Origin of the sequence: Amycolatopsis plumensis (genome assembly GCF_042652605.1) — a bacterium.
GTDB classification, from domain to species: Bacteria; Actinomycetota; Actinomycetes; order Mycobacteriales; family Pseudonocardiaceae; genus Amycolatopsis; species Amycolatopsis plumensis.
Genome location: NZ_JBHSJY010000001.1, coordinates 7,482,583 through 7,503,090 on the forward strand (window position 1 = coordinate 7,482,583; position 20,508 = coordinate 7,503,090).

General features: G+C 72.1%; 15 protein-coding genes. 10 read left to right on the forward strand and 5 right to left on the reverse strand.

What is annotated here, in order from left to right; genetic code table 11:
• Positions 1-29 precede the first annotated feature (29 nt).
• On the forward strand, positions 30-386 hold the full coding sequence (locus tag ACFPLC_RS36155; protein WP_191309524.1) for an MmcQ/YjbR family DNA-binding protein: 357 nt from the start codon (positions 30-32) through the stop codon (positions 384-386).
• Here ACFPLC_RS36155 and ACFPLC_RS36160 read toward each other — a convergent pair.
• From ACFPLC_RS36160 to ACFPLC_RS36170, 3 genes are all read right to left on the reverse strand, one after another.
• A complete protein-coding gene (locus ACFPLC_RS36160; RefSeq protein WP_378192532.1) occupies positions 311-1,168 on the reverse strand; it encodes a GNAT family N-acetyltransferase in 858 nt (285 codons plus the stop codon). The genes ACFPLC_RS36155 and ACFPLC_RS36160 overlap by 76 nt on opposite strands.
• A gap of 41 nt (positions 1,169-1,209) precedes the next feature.
• A complete protein-coding gene (locus ACFPLC_RS36165) occupies positions 1,210-3,276 on the reverse strand; it encodes a putative Ig domain-containing protein (RefSeq protein ID WP_378192764.1) in 2,067 nt (688 codons plus the stop codon).
• A gap of 218 nt (positions 3,277-3,494) precedes the next feature.
• Positions 3,495-6,470 (reverse strand): AfsR/SARP family transcriptional regulator, encoded by a 2,976-nt coding sequence (locus tag ACFPLC_RS36170; RefSeq protein WP_378236046.1) that lies wholly within the window; start codon positions 6,468-6,470, stop codon positions 3,495-3,497.
• A 233-nt stretch (positions 6,471-6,703) separates the two neighbouring features.
• Here ACFPLC_RS36170 and ACFPLC_RS36175 point away from each other — a divergent pair, with 233 nt between their 5' ends.
• Positions 6,704-7,201 (forward strand): DUF488 domain-containing protein, encoded by a 498-nt coding sequence (locus ACFPLC_RS36175; RefSeq protein WP_378236047.1) that lies wholly within the window; start codon positions 6,704-6,706, stop codon positions 7,199-7,201.
• Between the two features lie 80 nt (positions 7,202-7,281).
• On the opposite strand, the gene ACFPLC_RS36180 is transcribed toward ACFPLC_RS36175, so the two are convergent.
• Complete coding sequence (locus ACFPLC_RS36180; protein WP_378192538.1) at positions 7,282-9,612, reverse strand: glycoside hydrolase family 2 protein; 2,331 nt, start codon at positions 9,610-9,612, stop codon at positions 7,282-7,284.
• Between the two features lie 76 nt (positions 9,613-9,688).
• The gene (locus tag ACFPLC_RS36185) at positions 9,689-10,735 is read right to left on the reverse strand and encodes a LacI family DNA-binding transcriptional regulator (RefSeq protein WP_378192540.1); all 1,047 of its coding nucleotides are present in this window, start codon (positions 10,733-10,735) and stop codon (positions 9,689-9,691) included.
• A gap of 174 nt (positions 10,736-10,909) precedes the next feature.
• On the opposite strand from ACFPLC_RS36185, the gene ACFPLC_RS36190 reads away from it, so the two are divergent.
• Genes ACFPLC_RS36190 through ACFPLC_RS36225 form a run of 8 tightly spaced genes read left to right on the forward strand, consistent with a single transcriptional unit; the run spans position 10,910 to position 20,467 of the window.
• Positions 10,910-12,427: a sugar ABC transporter ATP-binding protein gene (locus ACFPLC_RS36190; RefSeq protein WP_378192542.1), complete on the forward strand. Its 1,518-nt coding sequence runs from the start codon at positions 10,910-10,912 to the stop codon at positions 12,425-12,427.
• Entirely contained in the window at positions 12,424-13,464 is a 1,041-nt protein-coding gene (locus tag ACFPLC_RS36195) for an ABC transporter permease (protein WP_378192544.1), read from the forward strand. Before ACFPLC_RS36190 ends, ACFPLC_RS36195 begins: the two co-directional genes overlap by 4 nt.
• On the forward strand, positions 13,457-14,455 hold the full coding sequence (locus ACFPLC_RS36200; RefSeq protein ID WP_378192546.1) for an ABC transporter permease: 999 nt from the start codon (positions 13,457-13,459) through the stop codon (positions 14,453-14,455). Before ACFPLC_RS36195 ends, ACFPLC_RS36200 begins: the two co-directional genes overlap by 8 nt.
• A 5-nt stretch (positions 14,456-14,460) precedes the next feature.
• Positions 14,461-15,522 (forward strand): rhamnose ABC transporter substrate-binding protein, encoded by a 1,062-nt coding sequence (rhaS, locus tag ACFPLC_RS36205; RefSeq protein WP_378192548.1) that lies wholly within the window; start codon positions 14,461-14,463, stop codon positions 15,520-15,522.
• Complete coding sequence (locus ACFPLC_RS36210) at positions 15,522-15,857, forward strand: L-rhamnose mutarotase (protein ID WP_378192549.1); 336 nt, start codon at positions 15,522-15,524, stop codon at positions 15,855-15,857. The genes rhaS and ACFPLC_RS36210 overlap by 1 nt, the downstream gene beginning before the upstream one ends.
• On the forward strand, positions 15,854-17,017 hold the full coding sequence (gene rhaI, locus ACFPLC_RS36215; RefSeq protein ID WP_378192551.1) for an L-rhamnose isomerase: 1,164 nt from the start codon (positions 15,854-15,856) through the stop codon (positions 17,015-17,017). Before ACFPLC_RS36210 ends, rhaI begins: the two co-directional genes overlap by 4 nt.
• A 2-nt stretch (positions 17,018-17,019) precedes the next feature.
• A complete protein-coding gene (locus ACFPLC_RS36220) occupies positions 17,020-19,038 on the forward strand; it encodes a bifunctional aldolase/short-chain dehydrogenase (protein ID WP_378192553.1) in 2,019 nt (672 codons plus the stop codon).
• Between the two features lie 10 nt (positions 19,039-19,048).
• Positions 19,049-20,467, forward strand: coding sequence for an arabinose isomerase (locus tag ACFPLC_RS36225; protein WP_378192555.1), 1,419 nt, complete (start codon positions 19,049-19,051; stop codon positions 20,465-20,467).
• The last annotated feature ends 41 nt before the right edge of the window (positions 20,468-20,508 follow it).

The following is a 20,508-nucleotide window of genomic DNA, read 5'->3' on the forward strand; positions in this document are numbered from 1 at the left end:
GGTGGTCGCCGGAGACAGGGGGAACGACGGTGACGGTGCAGGTCCGGGAACTCGAACAGCTGCTCGGAACGCTGGCGGAGGTCCAGCGTTCGGAGGCGCGCGACTACTCGTCGTTCAGCGTGCGCGGCAAGCGATTCGGGTACTTCTGGCCGCGGACCCGGACCGTCGGTCTCAAGCAGACCGTCTCCGAGCAGCTGGCGCTGGTTTCCGAGCGGCCGGACGTCTTCGAGGTGCAGTTCACCGCGGGCGGCTTCGGCTGGGTCGTCGTCTACTTGGACGGTATCGACGCCGACGAACTCGCCGAGCTCCTCTACGAAGCCTGGCGGCTCTCCGCTCCGGAGGACCTGGTGGCGGAGGTGCCCTTCACCAGGATCGCCCGCGCGTAGAGCAGGTCGAACCCCTGCCGCTGCGCGTTCTGGTGCGACTTCGACCCGGGCTGCGTGGTGACGACGGCGAGGTCGCACCCGGCCTCGGCGGCCGCCGCGAGCCGAGCCTGCAGCAGGGCGGTCTGGACGCCGCGGCGGCGGTGGGCGGGCAGGGTCGCCGCGCCGCTGAACTGCGCGATCCCGTCGGTGACGCGGAAGCTCGCGCCGCCGGCGAACTCGCCGTCCCGCTCCGCGAGGTACCGCCGGACGCCTGCCATGTCCCGCAGGGCGTTCACGAGCAGGTCGCGGGGGAAGTCTTCGTGCGAGGGCACGCCTTGCTCGTCGGCCACCAGGGACGCTTCGGCGACCGCGGACAGCCAGGTCTCCAGCTCGTCGTCGCGGCAGGCCCGGACACCTGCGGGGAAGCCGCCGTTCCCGATCCGCCGCCCGAGCACGTTCTCGTAGGACTCCAGGCGGTAGCCCCGGGCGGTCAGGAAGGCGCCCACCGCCGGGTCGGCGAGCTGGGAGAGTTCGACCTGCACCGGCGCGCCCCGCTCGGCGAAGGCTGCTTCGACCTCGTCGAGACCTTCGGGCAAGCCCGCGAAGCCCAGTCCGGCGATCTTGTTGAACGGCGAGCCCGCCTCGGCGAAGGTCGTGACACCCCCGGCGAGCGGGCGGGTGAAGCCGCGGCCATCGCCGAGCCGCCGCCGGGCCGCGTCGGCGCACGCGCTGACGAACCGCGTCTCCGCGCGTTCGATGCGCTCGGCCAAGCCGACGTCACAGAAAAGCCGTTCCCCGTCCACGTCCCCACAGTGGCGGACGCGGACGGGGAACGCCAACCGGTTTAGCCCTCCACGCGGTGCGAAGCCCAGAACGACGTCAGGTCGGTCGACCCGGCCGCCGCCTGCGCCGCGGCCTTGAACTCCGCGGTCGTCGACACGCCGTACCAGTGCGACTGGGCGTAGGACTTCAGCAGGTTCGCCATCGCCGTGTCGCCGATCAGCCGCCGCAGGTCGTGCAGGGTGCACTTGCCGTAGTTGTAGACCACTGTGGAGTACCGGGACGAGTGCGCGTCCCAGTAGGCCATCGAGTTGGTCAGCTTCTCCGCGCTCGACTGCCACGTGATGCCGCAGCCGCTGCCGGTGATCCCGCGGTAGAGGTCGGTGGCGTAGTCGGTGAAGCTCTCGTCCAGCCACGGGGAGTTGTACTCGTCGTCGCCGACGATCCCGTAGAACCACTGGTGCGCCAGCTCGTGGGGGAGTGCCGTGGTCGAGACGAGGTCGAGCACGAAGCCCGGGTACTCCATGCCGCCGAACCAGAAGTTGTTGTCCAGCACCACGTCGACTTCACCGTAGGGGTAGTCGCCGAACCGGCCCGAGTGGACGTCGATGGAGTCGGCGGCCAGGGACAGCATCTGGTTCGCGCTGCTGGTGGAGATCCCGCTGACCGAATAGACGTTGACGCGCACGCCCTTGCCGGACGTCGTGGTGATCTTCGCGAACGGCCCGGCGGCCCACGCGAAGTCCCGCACCTTCGCCGCGACGGCGTGCGTGGTGGTCGTGGTGCCGCTGGTCGTCTCGGTCGAGGTGCCGGTGGCCGGGGTGAGCAGCGACGCCGGGTGCACGAGGGTGACGTCGAAGTCGCTGATCACCGTGTAGAACGACTCGCCGTTGTTCGTGTACGGGTCCAGGTGCCAGCCCGCGCCGTCGCGGACGGCGAGCACCGGCAGCGCGTTGCCGATCATGTTGTACGCGCCGTCGTGGCCGAACCGGTCGGCGCCGCTCGGCACGACGATCTTCAGGTCGAACCCGATGGTCGCCGACTGGCCCTGGGCCAGGGGCGCGGGGAGCGTGATCTTCATGGCCGTGCAGTTGACGCTCAGCGCGGACGCCGTGCCGCCGGTGACGTTCGTGACGGTGATCGGCGTCGTCGGGCAGGCGCCGTGGTAGTTGTCCCAGAGCCGCAGGTACACCTCGGGCAGCGCGGTCGAGGAGCCGTTGGTGAAGCTGACGCTCTGGTGCCCGGTCCACGTGTCGCCCGCGGTGTTCGACGTCAGGTTCACCGCGTAGGCGGGGTTGACCGGCGTGCGCGTCGAGTCGGCGGGGGCGGCCGAGATCGTCCAGGTGAAGGTGGCGCTGCCGCTGTTGCCGGCCGGGTCCGTGGCCGTCACGGTCACCGAGGAGGTGCCCGCGGTCGTCGGCGTGCCGGTGATCTTGCCGGTGCTCGCCCCGATCGTCAGGCCCGCGGGCAAGCCGGTGGCGCTGTAGGTGAGCGCGTCGCCCTGCGGGTCGCTCGCCTGGATCTGCAGCGACGCGGCCTGGCCGACGGCGCCGGTCTGGGCGCCCGGTGCGGTGACGACCGGGGACTGCGAGGTCCCGGTGGTGGTCAGGGAGAAGTCGTCGAGGACGAAGTTGGTGGCCAGGCTGGAATCCTCGGTGCCGGTGACCTTCAGCGTCACGGTCTGGCCGAGGTAGCGGGAGACGTCCACGGTGCGCTGGACGTAGCCGGTGTTCTTGTCCAGGTTGGAGTAGCTCGCCAGGGTGTCGGAACCCGCCTGCACCACCAGCTTGTCGTACTTCGTGCCGGTCGTCGTCTCCTTGGTGTCGATGTGCTGCCACCACGAGAGCGTGGCCGACGCGCAGCCGGCGGGCAGCGTCAGCGACTGGGACAGGGTGTCGGTGTGCGTGCTGCCGGTGCCGTCCAGGCGGGCGAGCATCGTCCCGCCGTGCGCGGGTTGCGCCGTGGTGGCCGCGGTGATGACGCCGCTGGTCTGGGTCCACGGCGCGGTACCGCTCTCGAACCCGCCGTTGCCGACGATCTGGTCACCGCAGACCGCGGCGGCCTCGGCCGGCGCGGCGACGGCGACGGTGCCCAGCAGGCCGATGGCCACGCCGAGCACGGCAGGAAGCACCCTCGATCTCATGGAGGTCGTCCTTTCCCGGCTCCGCCCGTGGGAGCCAGGAGAAGCGTCCCCTTCGGCCCGGAAGGGCGGAACCCGCCAAGAGTCGGGTTCCGTGCCGCTTTCGTCGTGTATGCGCGGCAAAGTCCGGCTGTGCACCACTTTGCGAGCCGAGCAGTCTGCCGCAGCCGGTCGTGAGTGGTAAGGCGGGTTCTAACCCTCCTTGCCACTCACGAGGGGTCGAGGACGCGGGCGGCTCGCGTTTCCAAGGGCCGGTAGCCCGCCTGGGCGGCGAGCTTGACCGCCGCTTCGCCGTGGGTGCGCGCCATTTCGGTGTCGCCCACGGCGAGCGCCGCTTCGGCGAGGCCGGTCAATGCCGCGGCTTCACACCACGTGAAGCTCGTTTCGCGGGCGATGTCCAGTGCCGCCGTCAGGTGCTCGACCGCCTCCGCCGCGCGGTCCAGCCGGAGGCACGTTTCGCCGAGCGCGGCCAGCGCCGACGCCTCGGTGCCACGGTCGCCGATGCGGCGGGTCAGCTCCACGGCGTCGGCCGCGTCGGTCAGCGCCCGGGTGGCGTCGCCCGCCCGGGCCTCCATGACCGCGCGGCCGGACAGCGCCGCCGCTTCGCCGTACTGGTAGCCGAGTTCCCGGTTGGCCGTCAGGGCCCGCTCGTAGAAGTCGGCCGCGACGGCGTGGCCGAGATCCCGGTGGACGTGCCCGAGGTCGACCAGCAGCACGGCGACGCTGAACCGCGCGTCGTCGCGTTCGGCGATCTCGAGCGCGCGGGAGAAGTGGCCGAGCGCGGCGTCGAAGTCGCCGACCTGGCCGCAGGCGAACCCGAGGTTGGCCAGTGCCATCGTGATGCCCGGCATGGCCGCTTCTTCGCACAGCCGCAACGCTTCCAGGCCGCACGCGATCGCTTCGTGCGCGTCGCCGAGGCGCTGGAGCACGGCGCTGAGGTTGTTGAGCGCCGCGGCGCGCCCGGCCGGCCACTCCGCCGCCAGGCCGTCGGCCAGCACCGTCGTCAGGTGGGCGCGGGCGTCGGCGTAGCGGCCGCTGTTGACCCCGGCGAGCGCGATGGACAGCCGCATCGCCGCCTGCGCCTGCCGGTCGCCGTCGGCCTGGGCGGCGGTCAGCGCCGTCGTGGCCGTGTCGATCCATTCCGTGTGGTGACCGCGGTGGTGGAAGAAGGCCCGGAGCGCGTCGGCCAGGTGCCACGCGTATTCGCGCGGCCCGTGCGCCGCCGCGTGCTCGACGGCGGCGGCGAGGTTCGGCCACTCGGTGTCCAGCCAGGCCAGCGCGTCTTCGGTGCCTTCGAACACCGTTTCGGGATCGGGCCGGGGGAGCCGGAGGAAGTGCGGGATCAGCAGGCGGCCGGCCGCGTCGGCCGTCGCGAGGTAGTGGTCGAACAGCCGTCGCCGCGCCGCCGCCCGTTCGGCGGGGGTGTCGTCGGCCGCGACCCGCCCGCCCGCGTAGCTGCGCAGCAGGTCGTGGAAGCGGTAGCGGCCGGGCAGGTGCCGTTCGACGAGGTTGGCCGCGGCGAGGGCCTTGAGCTGCCGGCCCGCCCGGCCGTCGGCGACCTGGGCGAGCCGGGCGGCCACCGGCGCGGTGAACGTCTGGCCCGGCACCAGCGCCAGGCGCCGGAACAGCAGCCGGTGTCCGGCGGGCAAGGCGCGGTACGACACGGAGAACGCCGTCGTGACCGCGCTTTCTTCGGCACCGTCCACGCTCAGCCCGGCCAGGGGATCGCCGTCGGCGAGTTCCCGCGCCAGCTCGGCGATGCCGGACACCTCGCCGGCGCCGAGGTTGGCCGCGGCCAGCCGCAGCGCGAGCGGGAGGTGCCCGCACAGCCGGGCCAGCTCCGCCGCCGCGGCCGGCTCCGCGGCGACCGCGGGGGGCCCGAGCACGGTTTCCAGCAGCTGCCGGGAATCCTCGGCCGGCAGCACGGACAGCGGCACCGCCCGCGCGCCGGTGCGGGCGATGAGGTCGCCGAGCCGCTGGCGGCTGGTGATCAGCACCGTGCCCGACGGCGGCAGCAGCGGCGTCACCTGGGCGCTGTCGCGCGCGTTGTCGAGCAGGACCAGGACCTGCCGGTCGGCCAGCAGCGAACGCCAGAGCGCGGTGCGGCCGTCCGGGTCCGGCGGAATCGCGCGCGGGTCGGTGCCCAGCGCGCGCAGCAGCTGCGCGGCCGCGACGGCCGGGGTCAGCGGCTCGTGGTCGGGGTCGAACCCGCGCAGGTCGAGGTAGAGCTGGCCGTCACCGAACCGGTCGCGGACGCGGTGCGCCCAGCGGACGGCGAGCGCGGTCTTCCCGACGCCCGCGGTGCCGGTGACCACGCGGATGTCGGCGCCGGGGCCGGGAGCCGCCGGTTCGTCGAGCCGGGCCAGCTCGGCGGCGCGGCCGGTGAAGCCGCGGACGTCGTGGGGCAGCTGGGCCGGGCGGACCGGTTCCGGTGGCGGCTCCGGCACGAGGTCGAGCGCGGGGTCGGCGGCGAGGATCGCGGCCTCGAGCCGGGTCAGGTCCGGCGACGGGTCGAGCCCGAGGTCGGCGACCAGCCGGGCGCGCAGGGCGCGGAACGCGGCGAGGGCGTCGTCGGTGCGGCCCTCGCGGTGCAGGGCGAGCATGAGCTGGCCGACGAACCGCTGGCGGAACGGGTGCGCGGCGACCAGCGTCGTCAGCTCGGCGAGCAGGTCCCGGCCCCGGCCGAGCCGCAGCTGCGCGTCGATGCGGTCTTCCAGCGCGCTCCAGCGGGCTTCGGTCAGCCCGGCCAGGAGCAGCTCGGCGACCGCGCCGGACGCGGTGCCGGCGAGGGCGTCGCCCCGCCAGAGCGCGAGGGCCTCGTCGAACAGCTCGACGGCGGCCTCGTCACCGGCCGCGCGAGCCCGGCGGACCAGTGCGGTGAACCGGTGGGCGTCGATCGTGTCCGGGTCGGCGCGCAGGACGTACCCGTGCCCCTCGGTGACGAGTTCGGGGCCGCCCGCGGTGCGGAACACCGCGCGCAGGCGGGAAACCAGCGCCTGGACGGTGTTGCGCGCGCTCGCCGGGGGATCGTCGGGCCAGAGCAGGTCCACGAGGTTCTCGACGGTGACCGGGCGCGGGGTTTCGAGGAGCAGGACGGCGAGGACGAGGCGCTGCTTGCGGGAGCCGAGGTCGACCGGGTCACCGTCCGCCGTCGCCTCGACGGCGCCGAGGACGCGGAACTCCACCCCGTCACCTCCACTCACCCGATCGGGGGTGCAAGCGTACTGCAAGCGTGGTGCAGTCCCGGTCCGCCATCCTGACGGGGCTGCAGGACATGCTCCCGACGATGTCCACGGCCGGCTCGGTCGCCGGGGAACCGGCGGATTCGGCTGTCGTTGTTCGCGGGCGGCACGAGCTGGGGGTAGGACCACCGCGGCGACCCCTCCACGGTCGCCGTGGTGGCCCTTTTTTTCGTTCGTTGCCCAGGGCAGCTTCCGCCGCAGGCTGTGGCGCCCGGTCCATCCTCCCGGGCGCGGCGATCACGGATGGTGACCACCACGGCGTTCCGGTGGCGGAGGGCGTTCGCCGGACGCAGAATGCGCGCATGCAGCCGACGGTCGTCCGGGTGGCGCGCCTGGCCGACCCGGCCGGACCCGCCGACGGCGTCCGCGTGCTCGTCGAACGGCTCTGGCCCCGCGGCACGGCCCGCGCCGCGGTGGTCCTCGACGGCTGGTACCGCGGCTTGGCCCCCTCCGACGAGCTCCGCACGTGGTACGGCCACGACCCGGAGCGGTTCGCGGAGTTCGCCGAGCGTTACCGGGCGGAGCTGCGCGAGCCCGATCGGGTGGCGGCGCTGGAGCGGCTGCGGGCCCTGGCCGGTGACGGCCCGGTGACCTTGCTGACGGCGAGCGGGTCCCCCTCGATCAGCCAGGCGGCCGTGCTGGCGGCGGTGCTCACCGGAGCCGAAATGCAGTGAATGACTCATTCCTGGCCTCCGACGCCAGGAATGAGTCATTCACTGCACCCGGCCACGCTGCCGCCGGTCGGCGTGCGCGGTCAGGAGCGGGTGGCGTTCGGGGTCACCTGGACCGTGGCCGTGGCCGAGCCGAGGGTGTCGTGCGTGGCCGTGAGCACCAGTGTTCCGGGCGGTCCCGCGGACGGGCGCAGCCACACCGCCGCCGCGCCGCCGGTGGCGCCGAAGTCGAGCACCGGGTCGCCGATCAGCTCGCCCGGGCCGGTCAACGTCAGCCGCACCTCGCCCGCCGTTCCCGCGCGCAGCGTCCCGAAGCGATCCGTCGCCGCCACCACCACCCTGGTGGCGTCGCTGCCGTCCGAGCGGAGTTCCGGGTCGTCCGGCACGCAGCTGAGCACGTCCGCACCGCGGTCGCCGCTGAAGCGCCGGCTGACGACCAGCCGCCCGCCCGCGTAGCCGTCGATGCGCAGCTCGGGCCGCCGTCCCTTCGGCACGGCCAGGTCCGCGGCGAACGGCGGGTACCGCAGGTGCGGGAAGTCCGCTTTCCGGCTGCGGGCCTCGCCCGCGGGCCGGCCGTCGAGGAACAGCAGCAGGCGCTCGCAGTTGGACCAGATCGTCGCCCCCGGCCCGGGACCGGACGGCTGGGCCGTGAAGTCCCAGGCGAAGCCGGGCTCGGCGACCGCCCGGACCCGCGGGTCGCCCTGCGAGGCGTAGAAGGCCGCGGCGGGCTTGGCGATCCGGAAGATGTCCGACACCCCCGCGTACTTCACCCCGTCGACCGACCGCTGCCAGCCCGAGGGGTAGTCGAACGCGCACCACGCGAGCAGCCCGCAGTACCGGTCGTCCGCCGCCGCCAGGTCGTGGGCCTTCGCGTGCAGCTCCGCCTGCTGCTCCCGGACGCCGGGGGCGTCGGTGCGGCGGTACGCCCGGGCCCCGGCGAGCGTGCCGATCGTCTCCGTCACCAGGTACGGCACCCCCGGCCGCGGCGGGCGCAGCCGGAAGGGCGTGCCGCGCCGGGCGGTGTAGTCGTTGTAGGCCAGGATTTCGACGTCGCTGCCGGCGAACCGCCCGAGCGTGGTGCTGGCCAGCGCGCCGCTCGTCGGCCGGGACGGGTCGAGCCGCCGGGCGAGCTGCCCGGTCCGCTGGTACATCGCCGTCGTGCCGTTGGCCTCGTTCACCCGGGTGCCCCAGACGACGATGCTCGGGTGGTTGCGGTCGCGCACGACCATTCCCTCGACGTCCGCCAGGTTCCGGCGCTGCCAGGCGTCGTCCCCGACGTGGCCCCAGCCCGGGATCTCCTCCCACACCAGCAGGCCCAGCTCGTCGCAGGCGTCGAGGAACGCGCTCGACTGCGGGTAGTGCGAGCAGCGGACCATGGTGCAGTTCAGCTCGCGGCGCAGGATTTCGGCGTCACGCCGCTGCACGCGGTCCGGCAGCGCGCCGCCCGCGAACGGGTACCACTGGTGGCGGTTGAGGCCGAACAGCCGGAGCCGCCGTCCGTTGAGGAAGAAGCCCTCGGTGGTGAACCGCGCGTCGCGGAACCCCGTCCGCACCACCCGCTGGTCCAGGGTTCGCTTCCCGGCTTCGACCGTCACCACGACGTCGCACAGGGCAGGATCCTCGACGTCCCAGAGGCGCACCCCGCCGAGCCCGCCGACGTCGAACTCGACCGTCCTGCCCCGCACCGGCGCGGCACCGCGGGCGAGTTCGCGGCCCGCCTGGCGCACCGACGCGGTCACCTGCCCCACGACGGGCACGTCGAGCGTGCACGTCAGGTGCAGCGACCGGCCGGGGGAGAGGACGTCGACGGGCCGGGCGAAGACGTCGGCCAGCCGGATGCGGGGCACCGCGCCGACCGTGGCGGGGCGGTAGATCCCGGCCGGCTGGAAGAAGTCGATCACCGACGGCCCGCCGCGCGGCAGGTTCGGCGGGACGTCCAGCGCCCACCGCCCGTCGACCACCACGGCGAGCACGTTGTCGCCCGCCACGACGTCCGGCAGCTCCACTTCGAACGGCAGGTAGCCGCCCTCGTGCGTGGCGACGAGCCGGCCGTTGAGGTGCACCTCGGCGTTGGTCATGACGCCGTCGAAGCGGGCGGTGTGGCGTTCGGTCGCCGACCCGGTGAAGTGCTTGCGGTAAATCCACCGGTCCTGCCAGGACGCCGGGTCCCACCCCGTCCACGAAAGCGGGGTGACGCAGTGGGGCAGCTGCACCGGCGAGAGGTCGATCTCGTCGAAGCCGAGTTCGGTACAGCCGTCGTCGTACCGTCCGAACAGCCAGAAATCGCCCAGCTGCGCGGAACCCGCGCCGGCCGCGACGTGCCCGGCCGAGCCCGCGACGACGGCGCCGAGCAGCGCGGCCCCGCTCGCGGTCAGGAATCCGCGCCGGGACAGCCGTGGTTGCCAGTCGGCCATTCACGACCTCCGTGCTCGGGCTCCCCTGGGATATCGCCGGTGACCGGTAAGACGTCACAAACGATCAGCGGGTTGCTCAGCGCAAGGTGGAGGCGCGGACCACCAGCTCCGGGGTGAACACGACCTTCCGGTGTTCGTGGGCGGTTTCGGACGCTTCCGCCAACAGCAGTTCCACGGCCGTGCGGCCCAGGCGCCGCCGCGGCTGGCGCACCGACGTCAGCGGAACCGCGGCCGCCGCGGCGAACTCGATGTCGTCGTAGCCGACGATCGCCAGGTCGTGCGGGACGCTCATGCGCAGGTTCGCGCACGTCTGGAGCAGGCCGAGGGCGACCAGGTCGTTCGCGCAGAAGGCGGCGGTGGGGCGGACCGGCGCCGGGAGGCCCGCCAGCCGCTCGCCCGCGCCGCGGCCGTCGGCCACCGTCAGTGCCGTGGTCGTCAGGTCGACCAGGTGGTCCGGGCCGAGCCCGGCCGCGTCCAGCGCCCGCAGCGCACCGAGCCGCCGGTCGCGGACCTGGCCGACGGTCGTGTGGTTGCCGATGAAGGCGATCCGCTCGTGGCCCTGTTCGACCAGGTGCCGCACGGCGATCTCCCCGCCGTAGACGTCGTCGACCGCCACCGAGCAGTGCGTCGTGCCCGCCGGCGTCCGGTCGACGACGACCACCGGCGTGCCGCGGCGCGCGATCTCGCCCAGCAGCGGGGCGTCGGGGTCGACCGGCGTGATGAGCACGCCTTGCACGCGCTGCTGTTCGAGGCGTCCGAGGTAAGCCTCTTCCCGCGCGGGCTGGTGCGCGCTGTTGCACAGGAAGAGGGAGAGGCCGCCCTCACCGGCGGCGTCCGCGGCGTCTTCCATGCCGGCCGCGACGTCGGTGAAGAAGGGGTTGCTGCCGTCGAGCATGACGTAGGCCAGCACCCGGCTGCGCCCGGCCCGCAGCTGCCGCGCGGATTCGTTGCGCACGAAGCGGAGTTCGGCCATCACGGCCTCGACCCTGGCCCGGGTGGCCGGGCTGACCCGATCGGGCCGGTTGAGCACATTGGACACCGTGCCGAGGGAGACGCCGGCCGCCGCCGCGACTTCCTTCATGCCCGCCGCGCGGGGCTCGGCACCGGGCTCCCTGACCACCATCGCAACCCCCTCTTCGATCAGCATTGCGCGGCCCGGTTGAAACGTAACATCACCAGGAAGGAGCTGGTGAAGATGCCGTTTGGCCACGCCTTCGCCGATCCATTGACTTCTCGTTCCGTCGCATAGTAGCTTCACCGCACCAGATTTGTGAAACCTTTCAATCCGGAGGTCGCGATGACGCGGCAGGACCCCGCCGGAGCCCCTCTGCTGGAGGTGCGCGGCGTGACGAAGTCGTTCGGCGCGGTCGCGGCCGTCGCCGGCGTGAGCTTCGGGCTGCACGCCGGGGAGGCCCACGCACTGGTCGGGGAAAACGGCGCCGGAAAGTCCACGATCGTCAAGATGCTGGCCGGGGTGCACAAGCCCGACGACGGCACGCTGTTGCTGGACGGCGAGCCGGTAGAGTTCGGCTCGCCCGCCGACGCCAAGGCGGCCGGCATCGCGGTGATCTACCAGGAGCCCACGCTGTTCCCGGACCTGAGCGTCGCGGAGAACATCGTGATGGGCCGCCACCCGCGCAAGAGCCTCGGCCGGATCGACCGGGCGGCGATCCGCGCCGAGGCCGAGCGGCTGTTCGCCCGCCTCGGCGTCCGGATCGACCCCGCCCGGCCCGCCAGGGGTCTGTCGATCGCCGACCAGCAGATCGTCGAGATCGCCAAGGCGCTCAGCGCCGACGCCCGCGTGCTGGTGATGGACGAGCCGACCGCCGCGCTGACCCGGATCGAGGTCGAGCGGCTGTTCACCGTGGCCAGGGCGCTGCGCCAGGAGGGCGCGGCCATCATGTTCATCTCCCACCGCTTCGAGGAGATCACCGAGCTCTGCCAGCGCGTGACGATCATGCGCGACGGCAAGCACGTCTCCACCGACGCCCTGGACGACGTCACGGTCGAAGAGATGGTGAAGCGGATGGTCGGCCGCGATCTGGACGCCCTGTTCCCCAAGCAGGACGTCGAACCCGGCGCGGTCGTGCTCGAAGTCGAAGGCCTGGCCCGGGAAGGCGTGTTCCGCGACATCTCCTTCTCCGTGCGCGCCGGGGAAATCGTCGCGTTCGCCGGGCTGGTCGGGTCCGGCCGCTCGGAGGTCGTCCAGGCCGTCTTCGGTGTCGACGAGCGGGACGCGGGAGTCGTCAAGGTGAGCGGCAAGAAGCTGAAGCCGCACTCCTCGCGCGCCGCGATGGCCGCCGGGATGGCCCTCGTTCCCGAGGACCGGCGTCAGCAGGGCCTGATCATGGACCTCTCGATCGAGCGGAACGTGACGCTGCCGCGCTCGCGCGCGCTGTCGAAGCTCGGCTTCCTCACCGGCGCGAGCGAACGGCAGGAAGCCCGGCACTGGACCGAGCGGCTGCGCACCAAGTACCGCCGGCTCGGCGACCCCGTCGGCACGCTGTCCGGCGGCAACCAGCAGAAGGTCGTGCTGGCCAAGTGGCTGGCGATGGCGCCTAAGGTGCTCATCGTCGACGAGCCGACGCGCGGCATCGACGTCGGCACCAAGGCAGAGGTCCACCGGCTGATGTCCTCGCTGGCCGCCGAAGGGGTCGCGGTCGTCATGGTGTCTTCGGAACTGCCGGAGGTGCTGGGCATGGCCGACCGCGTGCTGGTGATGCGGGAGGGCCGGGTCGTGGCCGAGCTCCCGCGCGCCGAAGCGACCGAAGACTCCGTCATGTTCGCCGCGATGGGGCAGGGGGCCGCCGCATGACCGTGACGAAGGAGGCGCCCGTGACCGCGCAGGCCACCGTCCACTCCGGACGCTCGTGGACCGCGAACGTGCTGAAGGCCCGCGAATCCGGCATCATCCTCGCCCTCATCGTCCTGGTCGCGTTCACCGCGACGCAGAACTCGCGGTTCCTGTCCGGGCAGGGCATCCGCGACATCCTGCTCGGCACGGCCATCCTGGCGGTGCTCGCGGTCGGGCAGGCGATCGTGATGATCACCCGCAACATCGACCTCTCGGTCGGCTCGGTCCTCGGCCTGTCCGCGTTCGCCGTCGGCACGCTGATGAAGGACCACCCAGGCCTGCCGGTGATCGTCGCGATCCTCGCCGGGCTCGGCGTCGGCGCGGTGTGCGGACTGGTCAACGGCGCGCTCGTGCGCTTCGGCCAGGTGCCCGCGCTGGTCGTCACGCTCGGCACGCTCTACGCCTACCGCGGCGTCAGCTACTTCTGGGCCGGTGGCCAGCAGATCAACGCCGACAAGCTGCCGGCGTCCTTCCTGGACTTCGGCACCGCGTCGCTGCTCGGCGTGCCGTGGCTGGTGCTCATCGCGGTGCTGGTCCTGGTCGCCGCTGGGATCGTGCTCCGGAGCTACCGCGCCGGGCGCGAGCTGTACGCGATGGGGTCGAGCCCGCAGGCCGCGCAGCTGGCCGGCATCCGGGTCGGCCGCAACACCAGCGCGGCCTTCCTGGTCAGCGGCGCCCTCGCCGGGCTCGCCGGAGTGTTGTTCGCGGCCCGGTTCGGCACCGTGGACGCGGCCGCCGGCACCGGCTACGAACTCAACGTCGTCGCCGCGGCCGTCGTCGGCGGGGTCGCCGTGTTCGGCGGCAGCGGCTCGGTCTGGGGCGCGGGCCTCGGCGCGCTGCTGCTGACCGTCATCGGCAGCGCCCTGGCCGTGCTCGACATCAACCAGTTCTGGCAGCAGGCCATCGTCGGTGCGCTGATCCTCCTCGCCATCGGCGCGGACCGGCTCGTCGCCGTCCGGGTCGCGAAAGCACTGAAGAAGAGGGACGCCCATGTCTGACCGAGGGAACCGGCTCGGCCGGCTGCTCAGCTGGGACGCCGCCGTCGTGCTGGTGACGGTGATCGTGCTCGTCGTCGCTTCTGGCGCGGTCGAGAACTTCGGCACCAGCCGCAACTTCACCTTCCTGCTGCTCGACCTGCTCCCGATCGCGCTGGTCGCGCTGCCGATGACGTTCATCATCGTCACCGGCGAGATCGACCTCTCGGTGGCGAGCACGCTCGGCCTGACCTCGGCGGTGATGGGCTCGCTGTGGGACGCCGGGATGACGATCGAGACGATCATCCCGCTCTGCATCGTGCTCGGCGCGGTCCTCGGCGCGCTGAACGGCTTCTTCGTCACCGTGCTGAAGCTGCCGTCCCTCGCCGTCACGATCGGCACGCTGGCGCTCTACCGCGGGCTCGCGTTCGTGGTGCTGGGCGACGGCGCGGTGGCCGACTTCCCCCGCGACTACACGACCTGGGTCACCGGGACGATCGGCGACGGCCCGATCCCGAACGTCCTGATCCCGCTGGTCGTGATCGCCCTGATCTTCGGCGTGGTGCTGCACGCGACCCCGATCGGCCGCGGGGTGTTCGCGGCCGGCGCGGGGGAGCAGGCGGCCCGGTTCGCCGGCATCCGCACCGGGCGGCTCAAGTTCTGGCTGTACGTCGTGAGCGGCGCGGTCGCGGGTCTCGCCGGGGTCCTGTGGACGCTGCGGTACTCCAGCGCCCGCGCCGACAACGGGTTCGGCCTCGAGCTGGCCGTCGTGGCCGCCGTGCTGCTCGGCGGCGTGTCCATCTTCGGCGGCAAGGGCACGCTGCCCGGCGTGCTCGCCGGGGTGGTCCTGCTGGCCTCCCTGCAGAACGCGCTGCGCCTGCAGGACGTGTCCAACGAAGCCCTCAACATCGTGACCGGCGTGCTCCTCATCGTGTCGGTCCTGCTCCCCAACATCGTGACTTCGGCTCGCACGGCAGTGCGTCGCCGTCGGCAAGCGGTAACTCCGGAAAGGTGACGAAGATGTCCCGACGGTTCCTCACCGGCGCACTGTCGGCCGGGCTGGTGCTGGTCCTGGCCGCGTGCAGCGGCACGACCAAGAACGACAACGCCGGCTCCGGCGGCCGGCAGTCCACCGCCGCGGCCAACCCGAACGCCGCGGCCGCCACCGGCGTCAAGATGGCGTTCCTGCCCAAGCAGCTCAACAACCCCTACAGCGACATCGAGGTCAGCGGCGGCAAGGCGGCGCTCGAAGAGCTGAAGGGCGAGTACAAGCTGGTCGGGCCGAACGACGCCAGCGCGTCCTCGCAGGTCAGCTACATCAACACGCTGATCCAGCAGCAGCAGGACGTCATCGGCATCGCCGCGAACGACCCGAACGCCGTGTGCCCGTCGCTCAACCAGGCCCGCAGCGCCGGCATCAAGGTCGTCGCGTTCGACTCCGACGCCGCCAAGGACTGCCGCGACGTCTTCATCAACCAGGCCACCACCCAGGGCATCGGCGAGGCGCTGGCCAAGCAGGCCAAGGACCTCTCCGGCGGGTCGGGCGAGATCGCCGTCCTGTCCGCGACGCCGAACGCCACCAACCAGAACGCCTGGATCGAGGTCCTCAAGAAGGAACTGGCCAAGCCGGAGTACTCGGGCCTGAAGCTGGACAAGATCGCCTACGGCAACGACGACGACCAGAAGTCGTTCCAGGAGGCCCAGGGCCTGCTCCAGTCGTTCCCGAACCTGAAGGTGATCGTTTCGCCGACCACCGTGGGCATCGCGGCCGCCGCGCGGTACGTCAGCTCCTCGAGCTACAAGGGCAAGGTCGCGGTGACCGGCCTCGGCACGCCGAACCAGATGCGCGCGTTCGTCAAGGACGGCACGGTGAAGCAGTTCGCGCTGTGGAACCCGGCCGACATCGGCTACCTCGCCGCCTACGCGGGTGTCGCGCTCAAGTCCGGCCAGATCACCGGCAAGGAAGGCGAGAAGTTCAAGGCGGGCAAGCTCGGTGACTACACGATCGGCGCCAACGGCGAAATCGTGCTCGGCCCGCCGACGACGTTCGACGCGAACAACATCGACAAGTTCAACTTCTGATGCCCCGGTACTGCTTCTGCCTCCAGGTCAAGCCCGACCGGAAAGCCGAGTACGCCGAGCGGCACCGGGCGGTGTGGCCCGAGATGCGGCAGGCCCTGCACGACACCGGCTGGCGCAACTATTCGCTGTTCCTCCGCGACGACGGCCTGCTGATCGGGTACGTCGAGGCGGACGACCTCGAAGCCGCGCGGGCCGCCATGGCGGAGACCGACGTCAACACCCGCTGGCAGGCGGAGATGGCGGAGTTCTTCACCGGTCTCGACGGCGGCCCGCCGGACGAAGGGTTCCAGCTGCTCGACGAGGTCTTCCACCTCGACGTCCGGGAAGGACAGTGATCGCTGTGGATATCAAAGCGGCCCTGCGGGCGCAGCGCATCGAGACGCCGTCGTGGGCGTACGCGAACTCGGGCACTCGGTTCAAGGTGTTCCCGCAACCCGGGGTGCCGCGCACGCCGGAGGAGAAGATCGCCGACGCCGCGGTGGTGCACAAGTTCACCGGGGTGGCGCCGAGCGTGGCGCTGCACATCCCGTGGGACAAGGTCGACGACTACGCCGCGCTGACCGCCTACGCGCGGGATCTGGGTGTGGAGATCGGGGCCATCAACACCAACGTGTTCCAGGACGAGGACTACAAGCTCGGTTCGGTGACCAACCCGGACGCCGGGATCCGCCGCAAGGCGACCGACCACCTCCTCGAAGCCATCGACATCATGGACGCCACCGGCTCGCGCGACCTGAAGCTGTGGTTCTCCGACGGGATCAACTACCCCGGCCAGGACGACCTCCGGGACCGGCAGGACCGCCTCGCGGCGGCGCTGAAGGAAACCTACAACCGGCTGGGCGAGCATCAGCGGATGCTGCTGGAGTACAAGCTGTTCGAGCCCGCGTTCTACGCCACCGACGTCCCGGACTGGGGCACGTCCTACGCCCACTGCATCGAGCTGGGGGAGCGGGCGACGGTCTGCATCGACACCGGCCACCACGCGCCGGGGACGAACATCGAGTTCATCGTGGCGTTCCTGCTGCGGGCGGGGAAGCTGGGCGCGTTCGACTTCAACTCCCGCTTCTACGCCGACGACGACCTGATGGTCGGGGCGGCGGACCCGTTCCAGCTGTTCCGGATCATGTACGAGATCGTCCGCGCCGACGCCCTCGATCCGGCGTACGGGATCGCGTTCATGCTGGATCAGTGCCACAACATCGAGGCGAAGATCCCGGCGATCATCCGGTCGGTGATGAACGTCCAGGAAGCGACCGCGAAGGCACTGCTCGTGGATCGGCCCGCGTTGCGCGCGGCCCAGCAGTCGGGGGATGTGCTCGGCGCGAACGCCGTGCTGATGGACGCCTACAACACCGACGTCCGGCCGCTGCTGGCCGAGCTGCGGGAGGACGCCGGGCTGGACCCGGACCCGATCGCTGCCTACGCCCGCAGCGGGTACCAGGAGAAGATCGTGGCCGAGCGCGCCGGCGGCACGCAGGCCGGATGGGGAGCATGAGGATGACCGTGCCGGAGCAGCTCATCGCGCGCAGCAACGCGCTCGGGGCCGACCCGCGCAACACCAACTACGCCGGCGGCAACACCTCCGCCAAGGGCGCGGTGACCGACCCGGTCACCGGCTCGCCTGCCGACGTCCTGTGGGTCAAGGGCTCCGGCGGCGACCTCGGCACGCTGACCGAGGCCGGGCTGGCGGTGCTGCGGCTGGACCGGCTGCGGGCCCTGGTGGACGTGTACCCCGGTGTGGAGCGCGAGGACGAGATGGTCGCCGCGTTCGACTACTGCCTGCACGGCCGGGGCGGGGCGGCGCCCTCGATCGACACCGCGATGCACGGTCTCGTGGAGGCCCCGCACGTCGACCACCTGCACCCGGACTCCGGGATCGCCCTCGCGACGGCGGCCGACGGCCCGGCGCTGACCAAGGAGTGCTTCGGCGACCGGGTCGCCTGGGTCGACTGGCGGCGGCCCGGGTTCCAGCTGGGCCTGGACATCGCGGCGGTCAAGGCGGCCAACCCGCAGGCCATCGGCGTCATCCTCGGCGGCCACGGCATCACCGCGTGGGGCGCGACCTCCGAGGAGTGCCAGGCCAACTCCCTCGAGATCATCCGCACGGCCGAAGCCTTCCTGGCCGAGCGGGGCGCTCCCGAACCGTTCGGCCCGGTCGTCCCCGGCTTCGAAGCCCTCCCCGAAACCGAGCGGCACGCCCGCGCCGCGGCGCTGGCGCCGGTGATCCGCGGCCTGGCCTCGACCGACCAGCGGGTCGTCGGCCACTACACCGACAGCGACGTCGTGCTGGAGTTCCTCTCCCGGGAGAAGCTGGCGCCGCTCGCCGCACTCGGCACCTCGTGCCCGGACCACTTCCTGCGCACCAAGGTCCGCCCGCTGGTCGTGGACCTGCCCGCGACCGCCCTCCTGGACGACGTCGTCGCGCGGCTGAAGGAACTGCACGCGGAATACCGCGACTCCTACCGCGCCTACTACGACCGGCACGCCGACGCCGATTCGCCCGCCATGCGCGGCGCCGATCCGGCCATCGTGCTCGTCCCCGGTGTCGGGATGTTCTCGTTCGGCAAGGACAAGCAGACCGCGCGGGTGGCGGGGGAGTTCTACGTCAACGCCATCAACGTCATGCGCGGCGCCGAAGCCGTCTCCACCTATGCGCCGATCCCCGAAAGCGAGAAGTTCCGGATCGAATACTGGGCCCTCGAAGAGGCCAAGCTGCAGCGCATGCCCAAGCCGAAACCGCTGGCCGGGCGGATCGCCCTGGTCACCGGCGCCGGTTCGGGCATCGGCAAGGCCATCGCGCAGCGGCTCGCGGCCGAAGGCGCGTGCGTGACGATCGCCGACCTCAACGGCGACGCGGCCGCGGAGGTCGCGGCGGAGATCGGCGGCACGGCCGTCACCGCCGACGTCACCGACGCCGCGGCGGTCCAGGCCGCGATCGACACGACCGTGCTTGCCTTCGGCGGGATCGACCTGGTGGTCAACAACGCCGGGCTGTCCATTTCGAAGCCGCTGCTGGAGACCACCGAACGCGACTGGGACCTGCAGCACGACGTCATGGCCAAGGGCTCGTTCCTGGTCGCCCAGGCGGCGGCCAAGGCGATGATCGGCCAGGGCATCGGCGGGGACATCGTCTACATCTCGTCGAAGAACTCGGTGTTCGCGGGCCCGAACAACGTGGCCTACGGCGCCGCGAAGGCCGACCAAGCCCACCAGGTCCGGCTCCTGGCCGCCGAACTCGGCGCGCACGGCATCCGCGTCAACGGCGTCAACCCCGACGGCGTGGTCCAGGGCTCCGGCATCTTCGCCGGCGGCTGGGGCGCCCAGCGCGCGGCCGTCTACGGCGTTCCCGAGGAGAAGCTCGGCGAGTTCTACGCCCAGCGCACCATCCTCAAGCGGGAAGTGCTGCCCGAGCACGTGGCCGCCGCGGTGTTCGCCTTGACCGGCGGCGAGCTGACCTACACCACCGGCCTGCACGTGCCGGTGGACGCCGGAGTGGCCGCCGCGTTCCTGCGCTGAAGGAGGACCGATGATCGACCGCATCACCCCGCGCCGCACGCGGGTCGGGCTCGTGTCCGGTGGGCTCGGCGCGTACTGGCCGCAGTTCCCGGCCCTGCTGCCGCAGCTGCAGGCCTCGGCCCGGCGCGTCACCGAGCGTCTGTCCACGATGGACTGCGAGGTCGTCGACGCCGGGTTCGTTTCCGACCCCCGGGAGGGCGCGGCCGCGGCGGAAAAGCTGCGGGTGGCCGGGTGCGACCTGATCATCGGGTTCCTCACGACGTACCTGACGTCCAGCATGCTGGCGCCGGTCGCGCAGCGCTCGGGCGCGCCGGTGCTGCTGCTGAACCTGCAGCCCACCGAGGTGATGGACCACGAGTCCTTCGACACCGGCGCGTGGCTGGCCTACTGCGGCGCCTGCCCGCTGCCCGAGATGGCCAACGCGTTCCGGCGCCTCGGCGTCGAGTTCCGCTCGGTGTCCGGCTACCTCGAGGACGAGCGCGCCTGGACGCGGATCTCCCGCTGGATCAAGGCCGCCGGAGTGCGGGCGGCGCTGCGCCGCGGTCGCCACGGCCTGCTCGGGCACCTGTACCCGGGCATGATGGACGTCTCGGCCGACCCGACGCTCGTCTCGGCCCAGCTCGGCGGGCACGTCGAGATCCTCGAGGTCGACGACCTGCGGGTGCGCGTGGAGAAGGTCACCGAGGCCGAAACGAAGGACCGCGTCGAACTGGCCCGCGAAGTGTTCACCGTGGACGAGTCCGTCGTGGACGAAGACTTCGCCTGGGGGGCCCGGGTTTCGGTGGCCCTCGACCGGCTTGTCGACGACTTCTCGCTCGACTCGCTGGCCTACTATCACCGCGGCCTAGACGGCGAGACGCACGAACGCGTCGGCGCCGGGTTCATCCTCGGCGCGTCCCTGCTCACCGCCCGCGGCATCCCGGCGGTCGGCGAGTACGAGCTGCGGACGTCACTGGCCATGCTGGTCATGGACCGGCTCGGCGCGGGCGGCTCGTTCACCGAGCTGCAGGCGCTGAACTTCCGCGACGGCGTGGTCGAGATGGGCCACGACGGCCCGGCCCACCTCGGTATCAGCGCCCGCAAGCCGCTGCTGCGCGGCCTGGGCGTCTACCACGGCAAGCGCGGCTGGGGCGTGTCGGTGGAGTTCGACGTCAAGCACGGGCCGGTGACGCTGTGCGGGCTCGGCCAGGGCCGCGACGGGACGTTCACGCTCGTCGCCTCGGAAGGCACGGTGGTGCCCGGGCCGCTGCTGCGGATCGGCAACACGACCTCCCGCGTCGACTTCGGCTGCGACCCGGGGGAGTGGACCGACGCCTGGTCGGCCAGCGGCATCGCGCACCACTGGGCGCTGGGTACCGGCCACCGCGTCGCCGAGCTGACGGCGGTCGCGGACCTGCTCGGCCTGAAGCTGACGGTGGTCCGCCCGTGAAACGAGTCGCGGCCGTCGACCTCGGCGCGTCCAGCGGACGG

Coding starts and splice junctions, on each gene's coding strand:
- ACFPLC_RS36195 (WP_378192544.1), top strand. CDS start 12,424: ATGACCGTGACGAAGGAGGCGCCCGTGACCGCGCAGGCCACCGTCCAC.
- ACFPLC_RS36200 (WP_378192546.1), top strand. CDS start 13,457: ATGTCTGACCGAGGGAACCGGCTCGGCCGGCTGCTCAGCTGGGACGCC.
- ACFPLC_RS36225 (WP_378192555.1), top strand. CDS start 19,049: ATGATCGACCGCATCACCCCGCGCCGCACGCGGGTCGGGCTCGTGTCC.
- ACFPLC_RS36190 (WP_378192542.1), top strand. CDS start 10,910: ATGACGCGGCAGGACCCCGCCGGAGCCCCTCTGCTGGAGGTGCGCGGC.
- rhaS (WP_378192548.1), top strand. CDS start 14,461: ATGTCCCGACGGTTCCTCACCGGCGCACTGTCGGCCGGGCTGGTGCTG.
- ACFPLC_RS36185 (WP_378192540.1), bottom strand. CDS start 10,735: ATGGTGGTCAGGGAGCCCGGTGCCGAGCCCCGCGCGGCGGGCATGAAG.
- ACFPLC_RS36180 (WP_378192538.1), bottom strand. CDS start 9,612: ATGGCCGACTGGCAACCACGGCTGTCCCGGCGCGGATTCCTGACCGCG.
- ACFPLC_RS36220 (WP_378192553.1), top strand. CDS start 17,020: ATGACCGTGCCGGAGCAGCTCATCGCGCGCAGCAACGCGCTCGGGGCC.
- ACFPLC_RS36210 (WP_378192549.1), top strand. CDS start 15,522: ATGCCCCGGTACTGCTTCTGCCTCCAGGTCAAGCCCGACCGGAAAGCC.